The 16956-nt window shown below is 66.8% G+C and carries 16 protein-coding genes and 1 other RNA gene; 12 read left to right on the forward strand and 5 right to left on the reverse strand.

The features are described 5' to 3' along the window. Positions 1 to 93 precede the first annotated feature (93 nt). From BMZ17_RS06495 to BMZ17_RS06520, 6 genes are all read left to right on the forward strand, one after another. Complete coding sequence (locus tag BMZ17_RS06495) at positions 94 to 306, forward strand: hypothetical protein (protein ID WP_093137338.1); 213 nt, start codon at positions 94 to 96, stop codon at positions 304 to 306. 97 nt (positions 307 to 403) lie between these two features. Further along, the gene (locus tag BMZ17_RS06500; RefSeq protein WP_093137340.1) at positions 404 to 1819 is read left to right on the forward strand and encodes a cryptochrome/photolyase family protein; all 1416 of its coding nucleotides are present in this window, start codon (positions 404 to 406) and stop codon (positions 1817 to 1819) included. A 135-nt stretch (positions 1820 to 1954) separates the two neighbouring features. Further along, positions 1955 to 2671, forward strand: coding sequence for a YiaD family glycine zipper/OmpA-like lipoprotein (locus BMZ17_RS06505; protein ID WP_093137342.1), 717 nt, complete (start codon positions 1955 to 1957; stop codon positions 2669 to 2671). 162 nt (positions 2672 to 2833) lie between these two features. Beyond that, positions 2834 to 4063, forward strand: coding sequence for an MFS transporter (locus tag BMZ17_RS06510; RefSeq protein WP_093137344.1), 1230 nt, complete (start codon positions 2834 to 2836; stop codon positions 4061 to 4063). 440 nt (positions 4064 to 4503) lie between these two features. Continuing rightward, positions 4504 to 5523 carry a carbohydrate kinase family protein gene (locus BMZ17_RS06515; RefSeq protein ID WP_093137346.1) on the forward strand — a complete coding sequence of 340 codons (1020 nt, stop codon included), beginning with the start codon at positions 4504 to 4506 and terminating at the stop codon, positions 5521 to 5523. Next, positions 5507 to 6715: an AGE family epimerase/isomerase gene (locus tag BMZ17_RS06520; RefSeq protein WP_093137348.1), complete on the forward strand. Its 1209-nt coding sequence runs from the start codon at positions 5507 to 5509 to the stop codon at positions 6713 to 6715. The genes BMZ17_RS06515 and BMZ17_RS06520 overlap by 17 nt, the downstream gene beginning before the upstream one ends. Before the next feature lie 77 nt (positions 6716 to 6792). On the opposite strand, the gene BMZ17_RS06525 is transcribed toward BMZ17_RS06520, so the two are convergent. Further along, a complete protein-coding gene (locus BMZ17_RS06525) occupies positions 6793 to 7551 on the reverse strand; it encodes a DNA/RNA non-specific endonuclease (protein WP_093137351.1) in 759 nt (252 codons plus the stop codon). Positions 7552 to 8019: 468 nt separating this feature from the next. After that, positions 8020 to 8420, reverse strand: a transfer-messenger RNA (tmRNA) gene (ssrA, locus tag BMZ17_RS06530). A 383-nt stretch (positions 8421 to 8803) separates the two neighbouring features. Between ssrA and BMZ17_RS06535 the strand changes: the two genes are divergently transcribed. Next, on the forward strand, positions 8804 to 11125 hold the full coding sequence (locus BMZ17_RS06535; protein WP_093138081.1) for a S8 family serine peptidase: 2322 nt from the start codon (positions 8804 to 8806) through the stop codon (positions 11123 to 11125). A 27-nt stretch (positions 11126 to 11152) separates the two neighbouring features. Here the strand turns inward: BMZ17_RS06535 and smpB are convergent, their stop codons facing one another. Continuing rightward, positions 11153 to 11647 (reverse strand): SsrA-binding protein SmpB, encoded by a 495-nt coding sequence (gene smpB / locus BMZ17_RS06540; protein ID WP_093137354.1) that lies wholly within the window; start codon positions 11645 to 11647, stop codon positions 11153 to 11155. A 67-nt stretch (positions 11648 to 11714) separates the two neighbouring features. On the opposite strand from smpB, the gene BMZ17_RS06545 reads away from it, so the two are divergent. Together BMZ17_RS06545 and BMZ17_RS06550 are read left to right on the forward strand one after the other, a co-directional pair. Next, positions 11715 to 12143, forward strand: coding sequence for a type II toxin-antitoxin system RatA family toxin (locus BMZ17_RS06545; protein WP_093137356.1), 429 nt, complete (start codon positions 11715 to 11717; stop codon positions 12141 to 12143). A gap of 4 nt (positions 12144 to 12147) precedes the next feature. Then, a complete protein-coding gene (locus tag BMZ17_RS06550) occupies positions 12148 to 12402 on the forward strand; it encodes an RnfH family protein (RefSeq protein ID WP_093137359.1) in 255 nt (84 codons plus the stop codon). A 26-nt stretch (positions 12403 to 12428) separates the two neighbouring features. Here BMZ17_RS06550 and bamE read toward each other — a convergent pair whose 3' ends face one another. Continuing rightward, a complete protein-coding gene (gene bamE / locus BMZ17_RS06555; protein WP_093138082.1) occupies positions 12429 to 12827 on the reverse strand; it encodes an outer membrane protein assembly factor BamE in 399 nt (132 codons plus the stop codon). Between the two features lie 116 nt (positions 12828 to 12943). Between bamE and fur the strand changes: the two genes are divergently transcribed. Then, positions 12944 to 13348, forward strand: coding sequence for a ferric iron uptake transcriptional regulator (gene fur / locus BMZ17_RS06560; RefSeq protein WP_093137363.1), 405 nt, complete (start codon positions 12944 to 12946; stop codon positions 13346 to 13348). A gap of 72 nt (positions 13349 to 13420) precedes the next feature. Here fur and recN read toward each other — a convergent pair whose 3' ends face one another. Continuing rightward, positions 13421 to 15088 carry a DNA repair protein RecN gene (gene recN / locus BMZ17_RS06565; protein WP_093137366.1) on the reverse strand — a complete coding sequence of 556 codons (1668 nt, stop codon included), beginning with the start codon at positions 15086 to 15088 and terminating at the stop codon, positions 13421 to 13423. A 91-nt stretch (positions 15089 to 15179) separates the two neighbouring features. Between recN and hrcA the strand changes: the two genes are divergently transcribed. Both hrcA and grpE read left to right on the forward strand, forming a co-directional pair. Beyond that, the gene (hrcA, locus tag BMZ17_RS06570; RefSeq protein WP_093137368.1) at positions 15180 to 16250 is read left to right on the forward strand and encodes a heat-inducible transcriptional repressor HrcA; all 1071 of its coding nucleotides are present in this window, start codon (positions 15180 to 15182) and stop codon (positions 16248 to 16250) included. 45 nt (positions 16251 to 16295) lie between these two features. Continuing rightward, positions 16296 to 16817, forward strand: coding sequence for a nucleotide exchange factor GrpE (grpE, locus tag BMZ17_RS06575; RefSeq protein WP_093137370.1), 522 nt, complete (start codon positions 16296 to 16298; stop codon positions 16815 to 16817). The last annotated feature ends 139 nt before the right edge of the window (positions 16818 to 16956 follow it).

Genomic DNA, 16956 nt, shown 5'->3' on the forward strand with positions numbered 1-16956 from the left:
ATCGGCAGTTTCATCGCATCGCGGTTGCGAAGGCCGCAGCGCTACGTAACGCTGTGTGGGAAAGGCGGCGTCTCGCTGTCGAAGGAAGCTGACATGACGACCCTGTTCGTGCTGCTGGCGTGGTGCCTGCTGTTTGTCCTGTGCTGGCCGCTGGCGCTCCTGGCCTTGGTGGCCTGGCCGTTGGTGTGGCTGTTGAGCCTGCCGTTCCGATTGCTGGGCATCACGTTTTCCGCCGTGTTCGCTTTCCTGCGGGCCGTGCTGATGCTGCCGGCGCGCCTGCTGGGCGGTCGCGCGGCCATCGCGTGAGCTGCGCGCCGGGCGCGTCGCAACAGGTGGCGCTTTCACCGGCATCGGCCTGACGCGCAGGCATCATGGGCGCCCGATCTGATCGTCGAATGCCCGTATGCCCGCCGCGCTTGTCTGGTTCCGCCGTGATCTCCGCCTGGCCGACAATCCTGCGCTGCACGCGGCGCTGGATGCGGGGTTCGACCCGATCCCGGTCTATATCCACGCGCCGCATGAAGAAGGGCGTTGGGCGCCCGGCGGCGCGTCCAATGCGTGGCGGCATCGTTCGCTCAAGGCGCTGAGCCAGGACCTGCACGCACGCGGCTCGCGCCTGGTCGTGCGCCAGGGTGACAGCGCCGCGGTGCTGCAGGAGTTGATCGCGCAGAGCGGGGCGCAGGCGCTGTTCTGGAATCGCAAGTACGAGCCGGCGACGCAGCCGCGCGATGCAGCGATCAAGAAGGCGCTCAAGGAACAGGACTTCGAGGTGCGCAGCTGCAACGCCGCGCTGCTGGTCGAGCCCTGGGACGTGCAGACCAAGACCGGCGGGCCGTACAAGGTCTTTACGCCGTACTACCGCAACGTGATGACGGCGCTGCCGCAGCGTGCGCTGCAGGACGCGCCGACATCGCTGCCGGGCGTGTCTTCGACGCTCCACAGCGATGGCGTCGATGCGCTCGGGCTGTCGCCCAAGCTCGATTGGGACAAGGGGTTCTGGGAGCAATGGGTGCCAGGCGAGGCCGGGGCGCGCGAAGCGCTGGAGGTTTTCATCGACGGCGCGCTGCACGGGTACCTGGAGCAGCGCGACCTGCCCGATCGCACCAGCACCTCGCAGCTCTCGCCGCACCTGCACTTCGGCGAGATCGCGCCGTGGCGGGTGATCGCCACGCTGGAAGCCGAGCGCAGCGCCAAGCTCGATACGGACATCGATGGTTTCATCCGCCAGCTGGTGTGGCGCGAGTTCGCCTACCACCTGCTGCATCACTTCCCGCACACGACCGACGAGAACCTCAATCCGCGCTTCGATGGGTTCAAGTGGGCGCCGGCCACACCGTCGAAGCTGCAGGCCTGGCAGCGCGGCATGACCGGCGTGCCCATCGTCGATGCCGGCATGCGCGAGCTGTGGCACACCGGCGTGATGCACAACCGCGTGCGCATGATCGTGGGCAGCTACCTGACCAAGCACCTGCGCATGCACTGGCTGGAAGGGGCGCGCTGGTTCTGGGACACGCTGGTCGATGCGGACCTGCCGAACAACACGCTGGGCTGGCAGTGGATCGGCGGCACCGGCGCCGATGCGGCGCCGTATTTCCGCGTGTTCAACCCGGTGACGCAGGCGCAGAAGTTCGATCCGCAGGCGCGCTACATCACCCGCTGGGTGCCTGAGCTGGAAGCGCTGCCGCTCAAGGCGCGCTTCGCGCCGTGGGAGTCGCCGGAGCTGCTCAAGCGGCTGGCGCCGTCGTATCCGCGCCAGCCGATCGTGGACCTGGCCGAAGGCCGCGAAGCCGCGCTGGCTGCCTACGCGCAGTCACGCTGACAGGTCTGCAAGGTGGCGCGTTCGCGCACCTGAACATGCGCCGACACGCGGTGCGCGGATTCATCTCGTTTTCCACACGGTGACGTTAGGTTGCTCGCACTGCACATCGCGGGGCCACCCCCGAAGCGAGGAACCATGCATCTTCAAACCAACAAACTTCTGTCGCGCACCGTGCTGTGCGGCGTGCTGTCGACCCTGCTGCTTAGCGGCTGCGCGACCTACACCGGCCAGACCAGCGATCCGAACGATCCCAATCGCACGCGCAACGGCGCGTTGATCGGTGCCGGCATCGGCACGGCCATCGGCCTGCTCAGCGGCGGCAACGCCACCGAGCGTCGTCAGCGCGCCCTGATCGGCGCCGGCGTGGGCGGCCTGGCCGGTGGCGCAGTGGGCGTCTACCAGGATCGCCAGGAAGCCGAGCTGCGTCGCCAGACCGCTGGCACCGGCATCAACGTCAGCCGCGATGGCGATGTCATCAAGCTCAATCTGCCCGATGGCGTGACCTTCGATTTCGGCAAGTCGACGCTGAAGTCACAGTTCTACCCCGCGCTCAACAACGTCGCAGCGACGCTGAAGGAGTACAACCAGACGATCGTGGAAGTCAGTGGCCACACCGACAGCGTCGGCAGCGATGCGGCCAACCAGACGCTGTCCGAGGCGCGTGCGAATTCGGTCGGCGATTACCTGATCGGACAGGGCCTGATGCGCCAGCGCTTCGAGATCATCGGCATGGGCAAGCGCTATCCGATCGCCAGCAACGACACCGATGCGGGCCGTGCGCAGAACCGCCGCGTCGAGATCCGCGTGCTGCCGGTCGAGCAGGAGACCTCGTCGCAGGTCCCGCGCGGCTGATCCAACCGCCAGGCATCACTGGGACGGGCCGCACATCGCGGCCCGTTTCTTTTTGAGGCAAGCGCGGCCTTGCCGTGTTTCCGGCAAATAGGGCGGGATTCGCTCTCGGGCTGAATGGTGCGCCGCGTCATAATGGGCCGCCCCCTTGCAGGATGTCATGACATGGTCGACTCGACCGTGCCCGCCAGCGTGCAGACCGCGCCAGCCGTTTCCCGCCGCGTGTATGCGCTGGTGCTGTTTGCCCTGTCGATGGGCGGTTTTGCGATCGGCATCGGCGAGTTCGCCTCGATGGGCCTGATGCCCGACATCGCCCGAGGGCTGGCGATCTCCGAAACCCAGGTCGGCCATCTGATCAGCGCCTACGCGCTGGGCGTGGTGGTGGGCGCGCCGACCCTGGCGATCTTCGGTGCGCGCCTGCGCCGACGCTCGCTGTTGCTGCTGCTGATGGTGTTCTACGCGGCCGGCAATGCGGCCAGCGCGTTCGCGCCCAACTACCAGATGGCGCTGTTGTTCCGTTTCATCGCCGGGCTGCCGCATGGCGCGTACTTCGGCGTGGCCGCGCTGGTGGCGGCCTCGATGAGCGCGCCCAATCGCCGTGCCGCTGCGGTCAGCCGCGTGCTGATGGGCCTGAGCGTGGCGATGCTGATCGGCAATCCGCTGGCGACCTGGCTGGGCCAGGTGCTGAGCTGGCGCTATGCCTTCGGCCTGGTGGGCCTGGTCGCACTGCTGACCGTCGTGCTGGTGTTCGCCTTCCTCAAGCCTGATCCCGACGAGCCACGCCAGAATCCGCTGACCGAGCTGCGCGCGTTCAACCAGGCCCAGGTCTGGTACGCGCTGGCGATCGGCGCGATCGGCTTTGCCGGCATGTTCTGCGTGTTCTCCTACCTGGCGCCGACCCTGATGCATGTCACCGGCCTGAGCGAGCACTGGGTGCCGATGGCGATGGCGGCCTTCGGCATCGGCGGCATGCTGGGCAACGTGGTCGGCGGCTGGCTGTTCGACAAGCTGCAGTTCCGCGCGGTGGCGGTGATGCTGGTGTGGTCGTGCGTGATGCTGATGCTGTTCCCGATGGCCGCCCACTCGCTGTGGACGATCCTGCCGGCAGTGATCGCGGTGGGCACGATGGTCGGCTTGTCGCCGGCGCTGCAGACGCGGCTGATGGATGTGGCCTCCGAAGCGCAGACCTTGGCCGCGGCCTCTAACCACGCGGCCTTCAACGTGGCCAACGCGCTGGGGCCGTGGCTGGGCGGCCTGGCGATCGGCGCCGGCATGGGCTGGACCGTGACCGGTTACGTCGGTGCGGCGACCGCGCTGGTCGGCCTGGGGGTCTATTTCCTGGCCCAGCGCTCGGACGGGCAGGTCCGGCAGATCGAGGCGCAGGCCGGTCGCTGAGCCAGTCCAATGGCGTGATGGCGTTGGAAGCCGGGGCCTTGCCCCGGCTTTTTCGTGTTCGGCGTCGCACGCTTGTGGCCGGACGTGTGGGGCGAATGTTGCACTGCACGGTGCTTTTAACATCGCATCAGGCAGAATTTAGATCGATCTAATCTGGGCCTTTGACCACATTGCCGATCCAGCGCTCCCATTTCCCGTGTTTCGCCGCGCCATGACGCGCGCGGCGACATGGCGATGTGCGTGTACCTGCGCTGGCGGGCCGATGCCAGGTGATGCGCGCCGCACGGTTGGAAAGCGTGGCCCAGCCTTCGCGTTCTGCTACAACGTCCGTTTGCCCTTGAAGGCATGGCGTCGATCGGCCCGTGCGCTGCACGTTGCCAAACCCGATGGCCATGACGCACGACGTTCCTGTGCACCTTCCTTCCTCTCATGGAGACCTGATGTCCAGTGATTCCCCATTGTCGCGCGCGACGCCGAACATCGTCTGCTTCGGTGAAGTGCTGATCGACATGCTGGCCCAGCCGCCGGTCGAAGGCCAGGCGCGCGCGTTCGAGCAATACGCTGGTGGCGCGCCCGCCAATGTCGCGGTTGCCACGGCCCGGCTGGGCGCACGCAGCGAGTTCGTCGGCATGCTCGGCCAGGACATGTTCGGTGACTTCCTGCATGACGCACTCGCACAAGCCGGTGTCGGCGTCGGCTACACCGTGCGCACCGACGCGGCCAAGACCGCGCTGGCGTTCGTGGCGCTGGATGAAACCGGCGAGCGCAGTTTCAGCTTCTACCGGCCCCCGGCAGCGGACCTGCTGTTCCGCGAGGAGCATTTCGATGCGGCTTGCCTGGCGCAGGCCGATGTCTTCCATTTCTGCTCCAATAGCCTCACCGATCCGGCCTATGCGCAGGCCACCTTCGTCGGCGCCCAGCGTGCGCGCGATGCCGGTGCAGTGGTGAGCTGCGACCTCAACCTGCGGCCCGCGCTGTGGCCGGCGCAGGTCGATCCCACGCCGACGCTGTGGCAGGCGCTGGAGCTGGCCGACCTGGTCAAGCTCTCGCACGAGGAGCTGCAGTTTCTGGCCGGTACGCCGGAGAACGAAGCGCCGGTCATCCAGCGCCTGCTCGCCGCGCATGCGCAGCTGGTGGTGGTCACCGACGGCGGTGGCGACGTGGTCTGGACCACGCGCGATGCCGACGGCAAGGTGGCGCCGTTCACCGTGCAGGTGCGCGATACCACGGCGGCCGGCGATGCCTTCGTCGGTGGGCTGCTGCTGCACCTGGTCGAACTGGGCGGTGCCGGCGCCGGCTTTCCCGCCTTCTGCGCCGATATCGAGCGCATCACCCAGGCGGTCCGCTTCGGCGCCGCGGTCGGTGCGCTGGCCGTGACCCGCAAGGGCGCGTTTGCTGCCATGCCGCAGCGCGCCGACGTCTTGTCCTTGCTCCAGGAATCCAATGAATACAACGACTGAGCCAGACTTCCGTTCCACCGACTTCCTGCGTGCGCACATCGCGCAGACGCTCGCCTTCTACCATCCGCGCGATCTCGATCCGCGCGGTGGGTTCTTCCAGTATTTCAAGGACGACGGCACGGTCTACGACGCCGGCCATCGCCATCTGGTGAGCAGCACGCGGTTCGTCTTCAACTACGCAATGGCGTTCGGCGAGTTCAAGAACCCGGAATACTTCGCCAAGGTGCTGCACGGCCTGCGCTACCTGCGCGAGGTCCATCGCAATCCACAGACGGGCGGCTACGCCTGGACCTTGCGCGATGGCGTGGTGGAAGACGCCACCAACCACTGCTACGGCGTGGCCTTCGTGCTGCTGGCGTATTCGTGCGGGCTCAAGGCCGGCGTCGAGGATGCGCGCGCGTGGATGGATGAAACCTGGCAGCTGCTGGAAACGCGCTTCTGGGATGCCGATGCCGACCTGTACCGCGACGAGGCCGACGCCGAGTGGAACTTCAGCACCTACCGCGGCCAGAACGCCAACATGCACATGTGCGAGGCGATGCTGGCTGCGTACCAGGCCAGCGGCGAGCGCCGCTATCTGGAGCGTGCGCTGCTGCTGGCCGACCACATGACCCGTCGCCAGGCGGCCAAGGCCGATGGCCTGGTGTGGGAGCACTACGACACCGACTGGAACGTGGACTGGGACTACAACAAGGACAATCCCAAGCACCTGTTCCGGCCGTGGGGCTTCCAGCCCGGGCATCAGACCGAATGGACCAAGCTGCTGCTGATCTTGGACCGTGAGCTGGACGGTAGCGTCGACTGGCTGGTGCCCACGGCGCGCCACCTGTTCGACACCGCGCTGGCGCGGAGCTGGGATGACGCGCGTGGCGGCATGTACTACGGCTTTGCGCCGGATGGTTCGGTCTGCGATGACGACAAGTATTTCTGGGTGCAGGCCGAGAGCCTGGCGGCGGCGGCCCTGCTGGGGCTGCGGACGGGCGATGCCGCCTATTGGGCCTGGTACGACAAGCTGTGGCAGTTCTCGTGGGCGCACATGATCGACCACCAGTACGGCGCCTGGTACCGAATTTTGGATGCGGATAACCGCAAGTACAGCGACGAGAAGAGCCCGGCCGGCAAGACCGATTACCACACCATGGGTGCGTGCTACGAAGTGCTCGATTCCCTGCGCGCGCACGGGCAGGGATAAGGCAATACCGCGCGGCGTAGGAGCGCCGCGCGGGGTGCATTCAACCGGTCATGCGCGTGAGTCCATGACGGCCGGCATTACGGTCCCTGCGTTTCGGCCACCAGGCCAAGGTTGCAACCGCTGGGCTGCACCCAGGTCGTGTCCGGCCGCATTGCCTTGGTCGCGGCCGAGGCGTTGATCGCGACGTAGCTACTGCCGAAATCCGCTTCCAGTTCGTCGATGCTGACGATGTAGTCGTCCAGGCTGCCCAAGTTGGCTTCGTTGGGGATCAGCCAGCTGATCGCCTTTTCTTCGTCAGTGTCCGGATCAGTGGTGACCACGGTCTTCCAGAAATAATCCGGCGTGCGGATGCCGTGGCTGGTCTGGAAGTAATCGTTGGAGGTGTCGTCGTAGATCACCCCGCCATAGACGGTGACGGGCGCGATGTCGCGATAGCACTCGGCGATGTTTTCGGCTTTCACCCAGACGCCCTGGTTGAAGCCGGACACCTGCGGGACGATGTTGCTCATGTAGTTGGCTTCGTGGATGTAGCTGGCGCTGTAGTCCATGTGGTTGGACGTCACCAGATGGCCGCGGTCATAGCCATCGTGTTCGCTCTGGTAGGAGGCGGTGCTGGTCTGGCCTTCGCAGCCTTGGGGCAGGTCCGGGTCCAGATAGAAGCTCGAAGGCCGCGCCTCGCTGCCGTTGTCTTCGGTCAGCGTGTACTCGTAGCGCAGGGCGGTGTGGTTGTCGCAGTCGTAGGTCAGCACGTAGCCGCCCTTGTCCAGGTCCACGATCTGCGCGTGGGCGCTAAAGGGCAGGGCAAGCAACAGCAGCAGGCAGGTCCAGGTTCGCATCGGTCGAGCTCCTTGTCGGGTGGCCGCACGCTACCCCGCACGATCGCGCGAATGGCGGAGCACGGTGGCGGTGTTGCGATCGAAGTGGCCCGGTCTGCAGCCCGGTTCTTGCGGTGGGAACGACGCGTCTGCCGCGCCCCTGTGTTGCCACACGATGTGGCACGCGGTGCAGCACATATCGCCCGGTGCAACGGGTGGGTCAACACCCGATCGCCCGCTCTGTGATCCGGATCGAGAAGTCGCGGCGCTTCAGTGGGTCGCGAACGTCGCATTTCTGCAATGAAGCGTCTGGCGCGTGCGTGGCGGTGTTTGCGTATCTCGATGGCGCGCTGGCGAATCAGGGCGAGGGTTCACTTCCCCCCACCGCTACTGCATCAATGAAGGACGACGGGGCGAAAACCGCCCAACAAAAAAGCCGGAAGCCCATCACAGGCTTCCGGCTTTCCGTGCCGTCGCAAGACGGCCAATTGGTGGAGGTGGGGGGAATTGAACCCCCGTCCGAAGGCACTCCATCCCCGGTACTACATGCTTAGCTCACCGTTGGATCTCGCCCTGTGGCAGCACGGTGTGCAAAACGCACCCCAGGACCAGCCTGTTTTGGTTAAGCGATGACTGACAGGCAGCCGTCAAAGCCGGTTCCGTGATAATGACCCTACATCCACGAGCACGGGCACAAGTGGTTTCGGGGGTTCGCCTTAGGCGGCTGTAGAACTACAACTCAACACTGCTGTTTAGGCGGCGAGAGCGAAGTCCGAACCGTAGTTGTCGTCGTTGGCAACTAGAAGTTTGCAGCTGGATTTACGAGGAAAGCTACCCCCTCGGCATGCACCAGGTAATTTCGCAACCCCCGTCGAAGCCAGTGCACCCCCGGTTTCGAACAAGGTCGGAAGATCATCCCGATGCACCCAGTGTAGGGGCGCGCGACCCCTGTCACAAGGCATGCGACGCAGCGCGGTTAGCCTGCGGTCCAGTGGCCGAACGCTGCAGGGGGCGGCGTTGGTGATGACGCATCCAGGATGGGAGAGCTCAAATGGCGACCAAACGACCGGCGCGGACCCGCGCGGCGGGTGATGGGGCAAAGGCCGGCAAGCGCCCGGCGCAGGCGACAACCCCCACAACCAAGTCCGCCAGGAAAGCGACCAAACAGTCGGCCAATAAAGCCATCAAGAAGGCCCCCAAACCGAGCGCCGCCCGCATTGCCAAGGCCGCGGAAGCCCCCGCAGCCGTCAACGCGCTGGCCAACAGCGGCTACATGGCCGGCGCGCAGGGGCAGGCCATGACCGTGGTCTACATTCACGGCATCGGAAACAAGCCGCCGGCCGAGGTGTTGCGCTGCCAGTGGGACCAGGCGCTGTTCGGCCGGGCGATGGGCGAGCGCACGCGGCTGGCGTATTGGGTGGATCGCCAGCGCTATCCGGTGCCTGAGGCCGGCACCTGCAGCGACCGCGACGAAGGCCCGACCATCAGCCAGGCCGAGCAGCGCGTGCTGTCAACTTTCGGCCTGGCGCCGGCCGGCGGCGATCTGCACGCGCTGGTCGATGCGCTGGCCGAGACGCCGGCCGAACGCGCCAAGCTGGAGGAGCTGCTGGAACAGGTGCAGGTCGGCGCAGCGCCGGCGACGACGGCAGGACCCGGCGCGCGCAGCCTGTGGTCGGGGTTGAACGAGATCCTGCTGCGCCTGGTCTCGGCCGCGTTGCTGCAGGACGTGCACGATTTCTTCTTCGTGCCGGCCCGACGCGCGGCGATGGAGCGCAGCCTGCTGGAGCGGCTCAAGGCCGGTGGCGGCCCGTTCGTGGTCGTGGCCCACAGCCAGGGTTCGATGATCGCTTACGAGGTGCTGCGCAAGCTCAAGGCGGCCGACTGCGATGTGGCGCTGCTGCTGACCATCGGCTCGCCGCTTGGCCTGCCGGCGGTGCGCAGCATGTTGAAGCAGGACATCAAGAAGAAAAAACTGCCGTTCCCGCCTTGCGTGCGCGCCTGGTACAACGTGGCCGATCGCTACGATCCAGTGGCGCTGGATGGCGACCTCACCGATGACATCGAAGGCGCCAACGGCCGCTTCAGCAATTACACGGCGCCGGGCATCAATCCCGATGGGCCGCGCAATCCGCATTCGGGTTCGGGTTACCTGTCGATCGCGCAGGTGCGCAGCCACGTGCGCGCGGTAGTCGGCACCGGCTTCGACCAGCCGGTGACCAGTACGGTGGTGCTCAAAGACTTGTCCGACCGGATGGAGGCGCATGGCAGTGCGACCCGGCACGAGGTGCTGATCGAACTGGACCAATTGCCTGCCGGCACGTCGCCAGCGCAGGCGCGCGCAGCGCTGGTGGATTACATCCGCGACCTGGCCGCGCCGGAAACCGGATTGAGCGGCGAGGCGCTGGACCAGGCGATCGTGTTGGAAGATTCGATGGAGCGCTTCGTCTCGGCGCAGTTGACGCGCTTCGAGATCGAATCGCTGCGCAACCAGTACCAGGCGCTCAATTTCAAGCGGCTGTGGCGCGACGCCGGCAAGCGTGCGTTGCTGGATCGCTCGCGCGCGGTGATCCAGGCCGACGCGGCGCAGAATGCGTATCACGCGCTGGGGCAGGGCATCGGCTGGGCGGTGCTGGATACCGGCATCGCCGCCGGCCATCCACACTTCTACGAAGCCGGCGTGCGCGACGTTGTCATCGCGCAATGGGACTGCACGCAGCGTGGTCGCCCGCGCGAGCTCAAGCGCAGCGATGGGCGCGCCTTCAGCCATCTGGACAAGGCTGGGCACGGTACGCACGTGGCCGGGATTATCGCCGGGCATTGTGCGGCGCCGCTGCCCGGCGGCGACGGTAAGGCGCGCGTGGACTTCACCGCGATCGCGCCGCAGGCACAGCTGTATGGTTTCAAGGTGCTCGACGACGAAGGCAATGGCCGCGATTCGTGGGTCATCAAGGCGATCCAGCAGGTGGCGCGGATCAACGACGAGGCTGGCCAGTTGGTGATCCACGGCGTCAACCTGAGCCTGGGCGGCTGGTTCGATGCGGAAAGCTACGGCTGCGGCTTCACCCCGCTGTGCAACGAGCTGCGCCGGCTGTGGCGCCAGGGCGTGGTCGTGGTGCTTGCGGCGGGAAACGAAGGCCTGGCCTGGCTGGTGCAGCAGGACGGCATGGCGCTGGCGGCCAACATGGACATGACCATCGGCGATCCGGCCAACCTGGAGGAAGCCATCGCCGTCGGCTCGGTGCACAAGACCAACCCGCGCAGCTACGGCGTGTCGTATTTCTCGTCGAAAGGCCCGACGGCTGATGGGCGCTGCAAGCCGGACGTGGTCGCGCCGGGTGAGAAGATCGTCTCTGCCCACTTCGGCTACAAGGCCAACGATCCCAAGACCTGGATGGTGGAGATGAGCGGCACCAGCATGGCCGCGCCGCACGTTTCCGGTTTGATCGCCGGCTTCCTGTCGGTGCGGCGCGAGTACATCGGCTTCCCCGACAAGATCAAGGACGTGTTGATGAGCCACTGCAACGACATCGGCCGCGACCGCTACATGCAGGGCCGCGGGATTCCGAACCTGGTGAAGATGCTGGCCGAGACCTGAGCCCGCGCTGCCACGCGATGCCTGTGATCAGGCGTCGCGGTTGTGCCGGCGCATCAGGCGCTGCTTGTCGCGTGCCCACTCGCGGTCCTTCTCGGTCGCGCGCTTGTCGTGGGTCTGCTTGCCCTTGGCGAGCGCCAGCTCCAGCTTGACCTTGTTGCCCTTCCAGTACATCGCCGTCGGGATGAGCGTGTAGCCATCGCGCTCGACCTTGCCGACCAGTACGTCGATCTCGCGCCGATGCAGCAACAGCTTGCGGGTGCGTCGATCATCGGCCACCACGTGCGTGGAAGCCTGGATCAGTGGCGTGAACTGCGCACCGAACAGAAACAGCTCGCCGCTGCGCACCACCGCGTAGCTCTCGCCGATGTTGGCGCGGCCAGCGCGGATCGACTTCAGCTCCCAGCCCTGCAGCGCCAGCCCGGCCTCCATGCGCTCTTCGAGGTGGTACTCGTGGCGCGCGCGCTTGTTCAGCGCGATGGTGCCCGTGCTGTTTGCTTTATCCTTGTCCGACTTCTTTGCCATCCGTCCATTGTCGCCGATGGGGACGGTTCGAGCGAGCCCGCCGTCACTTCAGGTTTTTGTCGCACTGATGCCCACCATCCGCCGCAGCGCCCTGGTCGAACACCCGGCCGACTACATGTTCGATCTGGTCAACGACGTCCAGGCCTATCCGCGCCGCTTCGGTTGGTGTGACAAGGCCGAGATCCTCGAATCGAGCGATGAACGCATGGTCGCCAGGCTGGACCTGGGCCTGGGCGCGCTGCGCACCTGGTTCACGACCGAGAACACGCTGGAGCGCCCGGGCCGCATCGACATGAATCTCAAGGACGGCCCGTTCCGCAAGCTGCACGGCCTGTGGGAATTCCAGACGCTGGGCGAGGGCGTGAGCAAGGTCAGCCTGACCCTGGATTTCGAGCCGTCGAGCCGCCTGCTGGGGCCGGCGTTCACCTTGGGCTTCCAGGGGTTGGCCGACCGCATGGTGGACGATTTCGTGCGCACGGCCGATCGCGGCGGCTGAGCCGGTGAGAGTCGAAGTCGTGCTGGCGTGGTCGCGCCGCTACCAGGCGGTGACGGTGGAACTGCCGCCCGGCGCGTGCGTGGCCGATGCGCTCAAGGCCGCGGCGATGGACGAGGCAGGGCAGGCCACGGGGATCGCGGTGTTCGGCGTCAATGCGACGCCGCAAACCCTGCTGCATGAAGGCGACCGCGTCGAACTGCTGCGACCGCTCTTGATTGATCCGAAGGACGCCCGTCGGCGTCGCGCCGCCGGGCCGTGATGCGTTGAAGCGGTCAGGTCAGGCGATCAACCGCCGCCCTGGCCCTTCTTCTTGTCCTTAGCCAGGTTCGGACCAAACTGACGCACGCTGCTGCGGGCCAGCTGCTCATCCTGGTTGGGGAAGTAATCGCCGTCCCACTTGGTGACCTGGTCGTTGTCGAAGTACACCGTGAAGTTCTTCATGTGCACGTGGCCCAGGCGATCGGTGCGCTCGGTGGCGGTGTAATCCCAGCGCTGCGCGTGAAACGGATCGGCCACCGACGGGGTGCCCAGCAATGCCAGCACCTGCTGCTTGGTCTGGCCGACGACCAGCTGGTCGACATCGCTCTTGTCGATCAGGTTGCCCTGGTAGATGGGCTGCTTGTAGATGATGCCGCAGCCGGATGTGGCAAGGCCGATGGCGGCGATCAACAGGTAATTGCGCATGGAGAAGGGCATCTGCGATAGGGCGGGAACGAGCCCGCCGATGATACACTGCGCCCATCGCCGCGACCCAATCGCGAGGCAGCTGGCGTTAAACCGCCAATGAATGGGAGCCCCCGATGGAATCGCAGGATCTACGCAAGGTCGGCCTGAAAGTCACACACCCGCGCCTTCGCATCCTGGCACTGCTGGAAGAAGCCAAGCCGCGCCACATGACCGCCGAGGACATCTACCGCGCCTTGATGGGCGTGGGCGATGAGATCGGCCTGGCCACGGTGTACCGCGTGCTGACCCAGTTCGAGGCCGCCGGCCTGGTGCTGAAGCACAATTTCGAAGGCGGCCAGGCTGTCTACGAACTGGACCGTGGCGAGCACCACGATCATATGGTCGACATCGACACCGGCAAGGTCATCGAGTTCTCCAGTGACGAGATCGAGGCCCTGCAGGAAAAGATCGCCGCCGAGCACGGCTACGAGATCGAGGAACACTCGCTGGTGCTGTACGTGCGCAAGAAGCGCAAGTAAGCCGTCGCCAGCAGAAAGAAAAAGGCCGGGAATTCCCGGCCTTTTTCATTGCGCGGAGGTCGCAGGCAGCGTTTAATCGACCGATTCCAGTAGCTTGCCCGCGGCCGCGCGCGCCTCGGCACTGACCTGCACACCACCGAGCATGCGGGCCAGTTCCTCCTGGCGGGCCTTGGCATCGAGCGCCTCGACCGAAGACTGGGTCATGCCTTCGACCGGCGCCTTGCTGACCCGGTAATGGGCGTGGCCCTGGGCGGCGACCTGCGGCTGGTGGGTCACGCACAGCACCTGGCGCTCGCGGCCCAGGTCGCGCAGCTTCTTGCCGACGATGTCGGCCACCGCGCCGCCGATGCCTGAATCGACTTCGTCGAAGATCATGGTCGGCACCGCGTCCGAGCCCAGCGCCGCCACTTCGATGGCCAGGGAGATCCGCGAGAGCTCGCCGCCGGAGGCGACCTTGCGCAGCGGGCGCGGCGGCTGGCCGGCGTTGGCGGCGACCAGCAGTTCGACGCGTTCGGCGCCCTGCGGATCGGGGCGCTCGGCCTCGGCCGGTTCCAGCTGGACTTCCAGCTTGCCGCCGCCCATGCCGAGCTCGCCGATCAGCGCACTGGTCTTCTTGGCCAGCGTCGTGGCCGCTTTGGTCCGGGCCTTGGTCAGCGCGGCGGCGGCGGTTTTCCAGCCTTGGCGGGCGGCTTCGATCTCGGTGTTGAGCCCGGCCAGGCGCTCGCCGGCGCCGCGCAGGCCCTCCAGCTCCTGCTCGATCCGGTTGGCGACTTCGTCCAGCTGCTCGGGCGCGACACGGTGCTTGCGGGCCAGGTCGTGCAGGCGGGTCAGGCGGCGCTCGGCTTGTTCCAGCTGGTCGGGGTCGATCTCCAGGTCGTCGCGGATCTGGTTGAGCAGGCCGAGGGCTTCCTCCAGCTGAATCTGCGCGCCTTCCAGCAAGGTGTCGACTTCGGCCAGGCGCGGCTCGTGGTTGAGCACGCGCGCCAGTTCGCCGCGGGTCCGCAACAGCAGGCTCGCGGCCGACGGATCGTCATCGCCTGACAGATGCGCCAGGCCGTCATCGCAGGCCTGGATCAGGGTCGAGGCGTGGGCCTGGCGGCGATGGCTGGCGACCAGGGTTTCGATCGCGGCCGGGGCCAGGTCCTCGCGACGCAGCTCTTCCAGCTGATGCTGCAGGTAGTTGAGGCGGTCGGAGACATCGCCGGCGGCGGTCAGGCGTTCGCGCTCGACGAGCAGGCCATTCCAAGTGGCGGCGGCCTTCTGCACCGCGGCCAGTTGTGCGTCGCTGCCGGCGAAGGCGTCCAGCAGCGCCAGCTGGCTGGATTTGGACAGCAGGGCCTGGTGTTCGTGCTGGCCGTGGATTTCCACCAGCAGCCCGGATAGCTCGGCCAGCTGCGACACCGGCACGGCGCGGCCGTTGATCCAGGCGCGCGAACCACCGTCTGCCCGCAGCACGCGGCGCAGCTGGCAGGCGCCGGCTTCGTCCAAGGCGTGCTCGGCCAGCCAGGCCAGGGCAGGGGCTTTGGAGGTGAGGTCGAATTCGGCCGAGAGTTCGGCGCGCTGGGCGCCGTGGCGGACCATGCCGGCGTCGGCGCGTATGCCCGATAAAAAGCCCAGCGCGTCGACCAGCAGCGACTTGCCCGCGCCGGTCTCGCCGGAGATCACGGTCATGCCGGGGCCGAATTCCATGTCCGTGGCGCGCACCACGGCAAAGTCCTTAATCGTGAGATGTCTGAGCATATGCGGTCGGCATTGTAGGGCCTGCCGGCGCACGGATTGAGACAACGCGCGAGCGGTTGCAAAGGGCGCCGCCTGTCGTTATCTATCGCCCATGAATTCCCGAAGTCCCGACCTGGATGCGCGCTCGCGGCAGCTGCTGCGGACGTTGATCGGCCGTTATATCCACGACGGCGAACCGGTCGGCTCGCGCACGCTGGCCCAGCACGCCGGGCTGGACGTCAGCGCGGCGACGATCCGCAACATCCTCGCAGACCTCGAAGACGCCGGCCTGCTGGCCTCGCCACATACCTCGGCCGGGCGCATCCCGACGGCGCAGGGCTACCGGGTGTTCGTCGACAGCCTGGTCCAGATGCAGCCGCTGGCCGACCGCGAGGTCGCCCGCCTGCGCGCCGAACTGCCGGCCGGCACCGGCACCCAGGCGCTGCTGGGCAATGCCTCGGAGCTGCTGTCGGCGATGACGCACTTTGTTGGCGTGGTCGGCGCGCCCAAGCGCGAGCAGTTCGCCTTCCGTCATATCGACTTCGTGCCGCTGGACGGGCGCCGGGTGCTGGCGATCCTGGTGTTCGCCGACAACGACGTGCAGAACCGGGTGATCGAACCGCGGCGCCTGTACGACCCGTCCGAGCTGGAGCGGGTCGCCAATTACCTGAATGCGCATTTTGCCGGCCGGCCGATCGCCGAGATCCGCGCCACCTTGCTGCGCGAGCTGCGCGCGGCCCGTTCGGAGATGGAAGGCCTGCTGGCCCATACGGTCGAACTGGCCGAGCACGCGCTGACGCCGTCGGACGACGACATGGTGCTGGCCGGGCAAACCCGGCTGATGGGCGTGCAGGACCTGTCCGACCTGGACCGGCTGCGCGAGCTGTTCGAGGCCTTTGCCCGCAAGCGCGAGATCCTGCAGCTGCTGGAGCGCACGATCAGCGCGCCGGGCGTGCGCATCTTCATCGGCGAGGAAACCGGCCTGGCGCCGCTGGACGGGATGTCACTGGTCGCCGCACCGTACCGGGCCAGTGGCCAGGTGCTAGGCGTACTGGGCGTGATCGGACCGACCCGGATGGCCTATCAGCAGGTGATTCCGCTGGTCCAGGCGGCCGCCGATGCGCTCGGCGCCGCGATGCTGCGTCCCGGCGATGACTTGAATCCGTCCGCGCCGACCCCATAGGTGGGGCTTGCGGCGGAAATCGTCCCGCCATGACGGAACCCCTCGATGACTTCAAACGAACACCAGGCCAGCGTTGATGCGGCCGCCGACGCCCCGCAGGACGCCGAAACCGCCCTGCTGGCGCAGATCGAAACCCTGCGCAACGAGCTGGACCAGCTGCGCGCATCGGTCCTGCTGGACCGGGCCGACCTGGACAACCAGCGCAAGCGCGTGGCCCGCGACGTGGACAACGCCCGCAAGTTCGCCAACGAGAAGCTGCTCGGCCAGCTGATGCCGGTGTTCGACAGCCTGGACGCGGGCCTGACCGCCGCCGGCGCCGAACCCAGCCCGCTGCGCGAAGGCCTGGAGCTGACCCAGAAGCAGTTGCTGAAGGTGGCCGACGACAACGGCCTGACCGTGCTCGACCCGACCGGCCAGGCGTTCAATCCGGACCACCACCAGGCCATCAGCCAGGCCCCGGCCAACGGCGCGGCCCCGGGCAGCGTGCTGCAGGTGTTCCAGAAGGGCTACCTGCTCAACGAGCGCCTGCTGCGGCCGGCGCTGGTGGTGGTCGCGGCGCACGATTGAGTGCGCCGCAGCGCTGATCGGTCCCTGACCGATCGGAATTTTGTGTTCCACGGGCGCTTGAAGCCCGCCGGCACGTCCTCATATCGGGTTCATCGATCCGGCGCACGCCGGGTCCCCACCCAATAAACCTTCGCTTTTT

Source organism: Pseudoxanthomonas sp. GM95, assembly GCF_900109775.1.
Lineage (GTDB): Bacteria > Pseudomonadota > Gammaproteobacteria > Xanthomonadales > Xanthomonadaceae > Pseudoxanthomonas_A.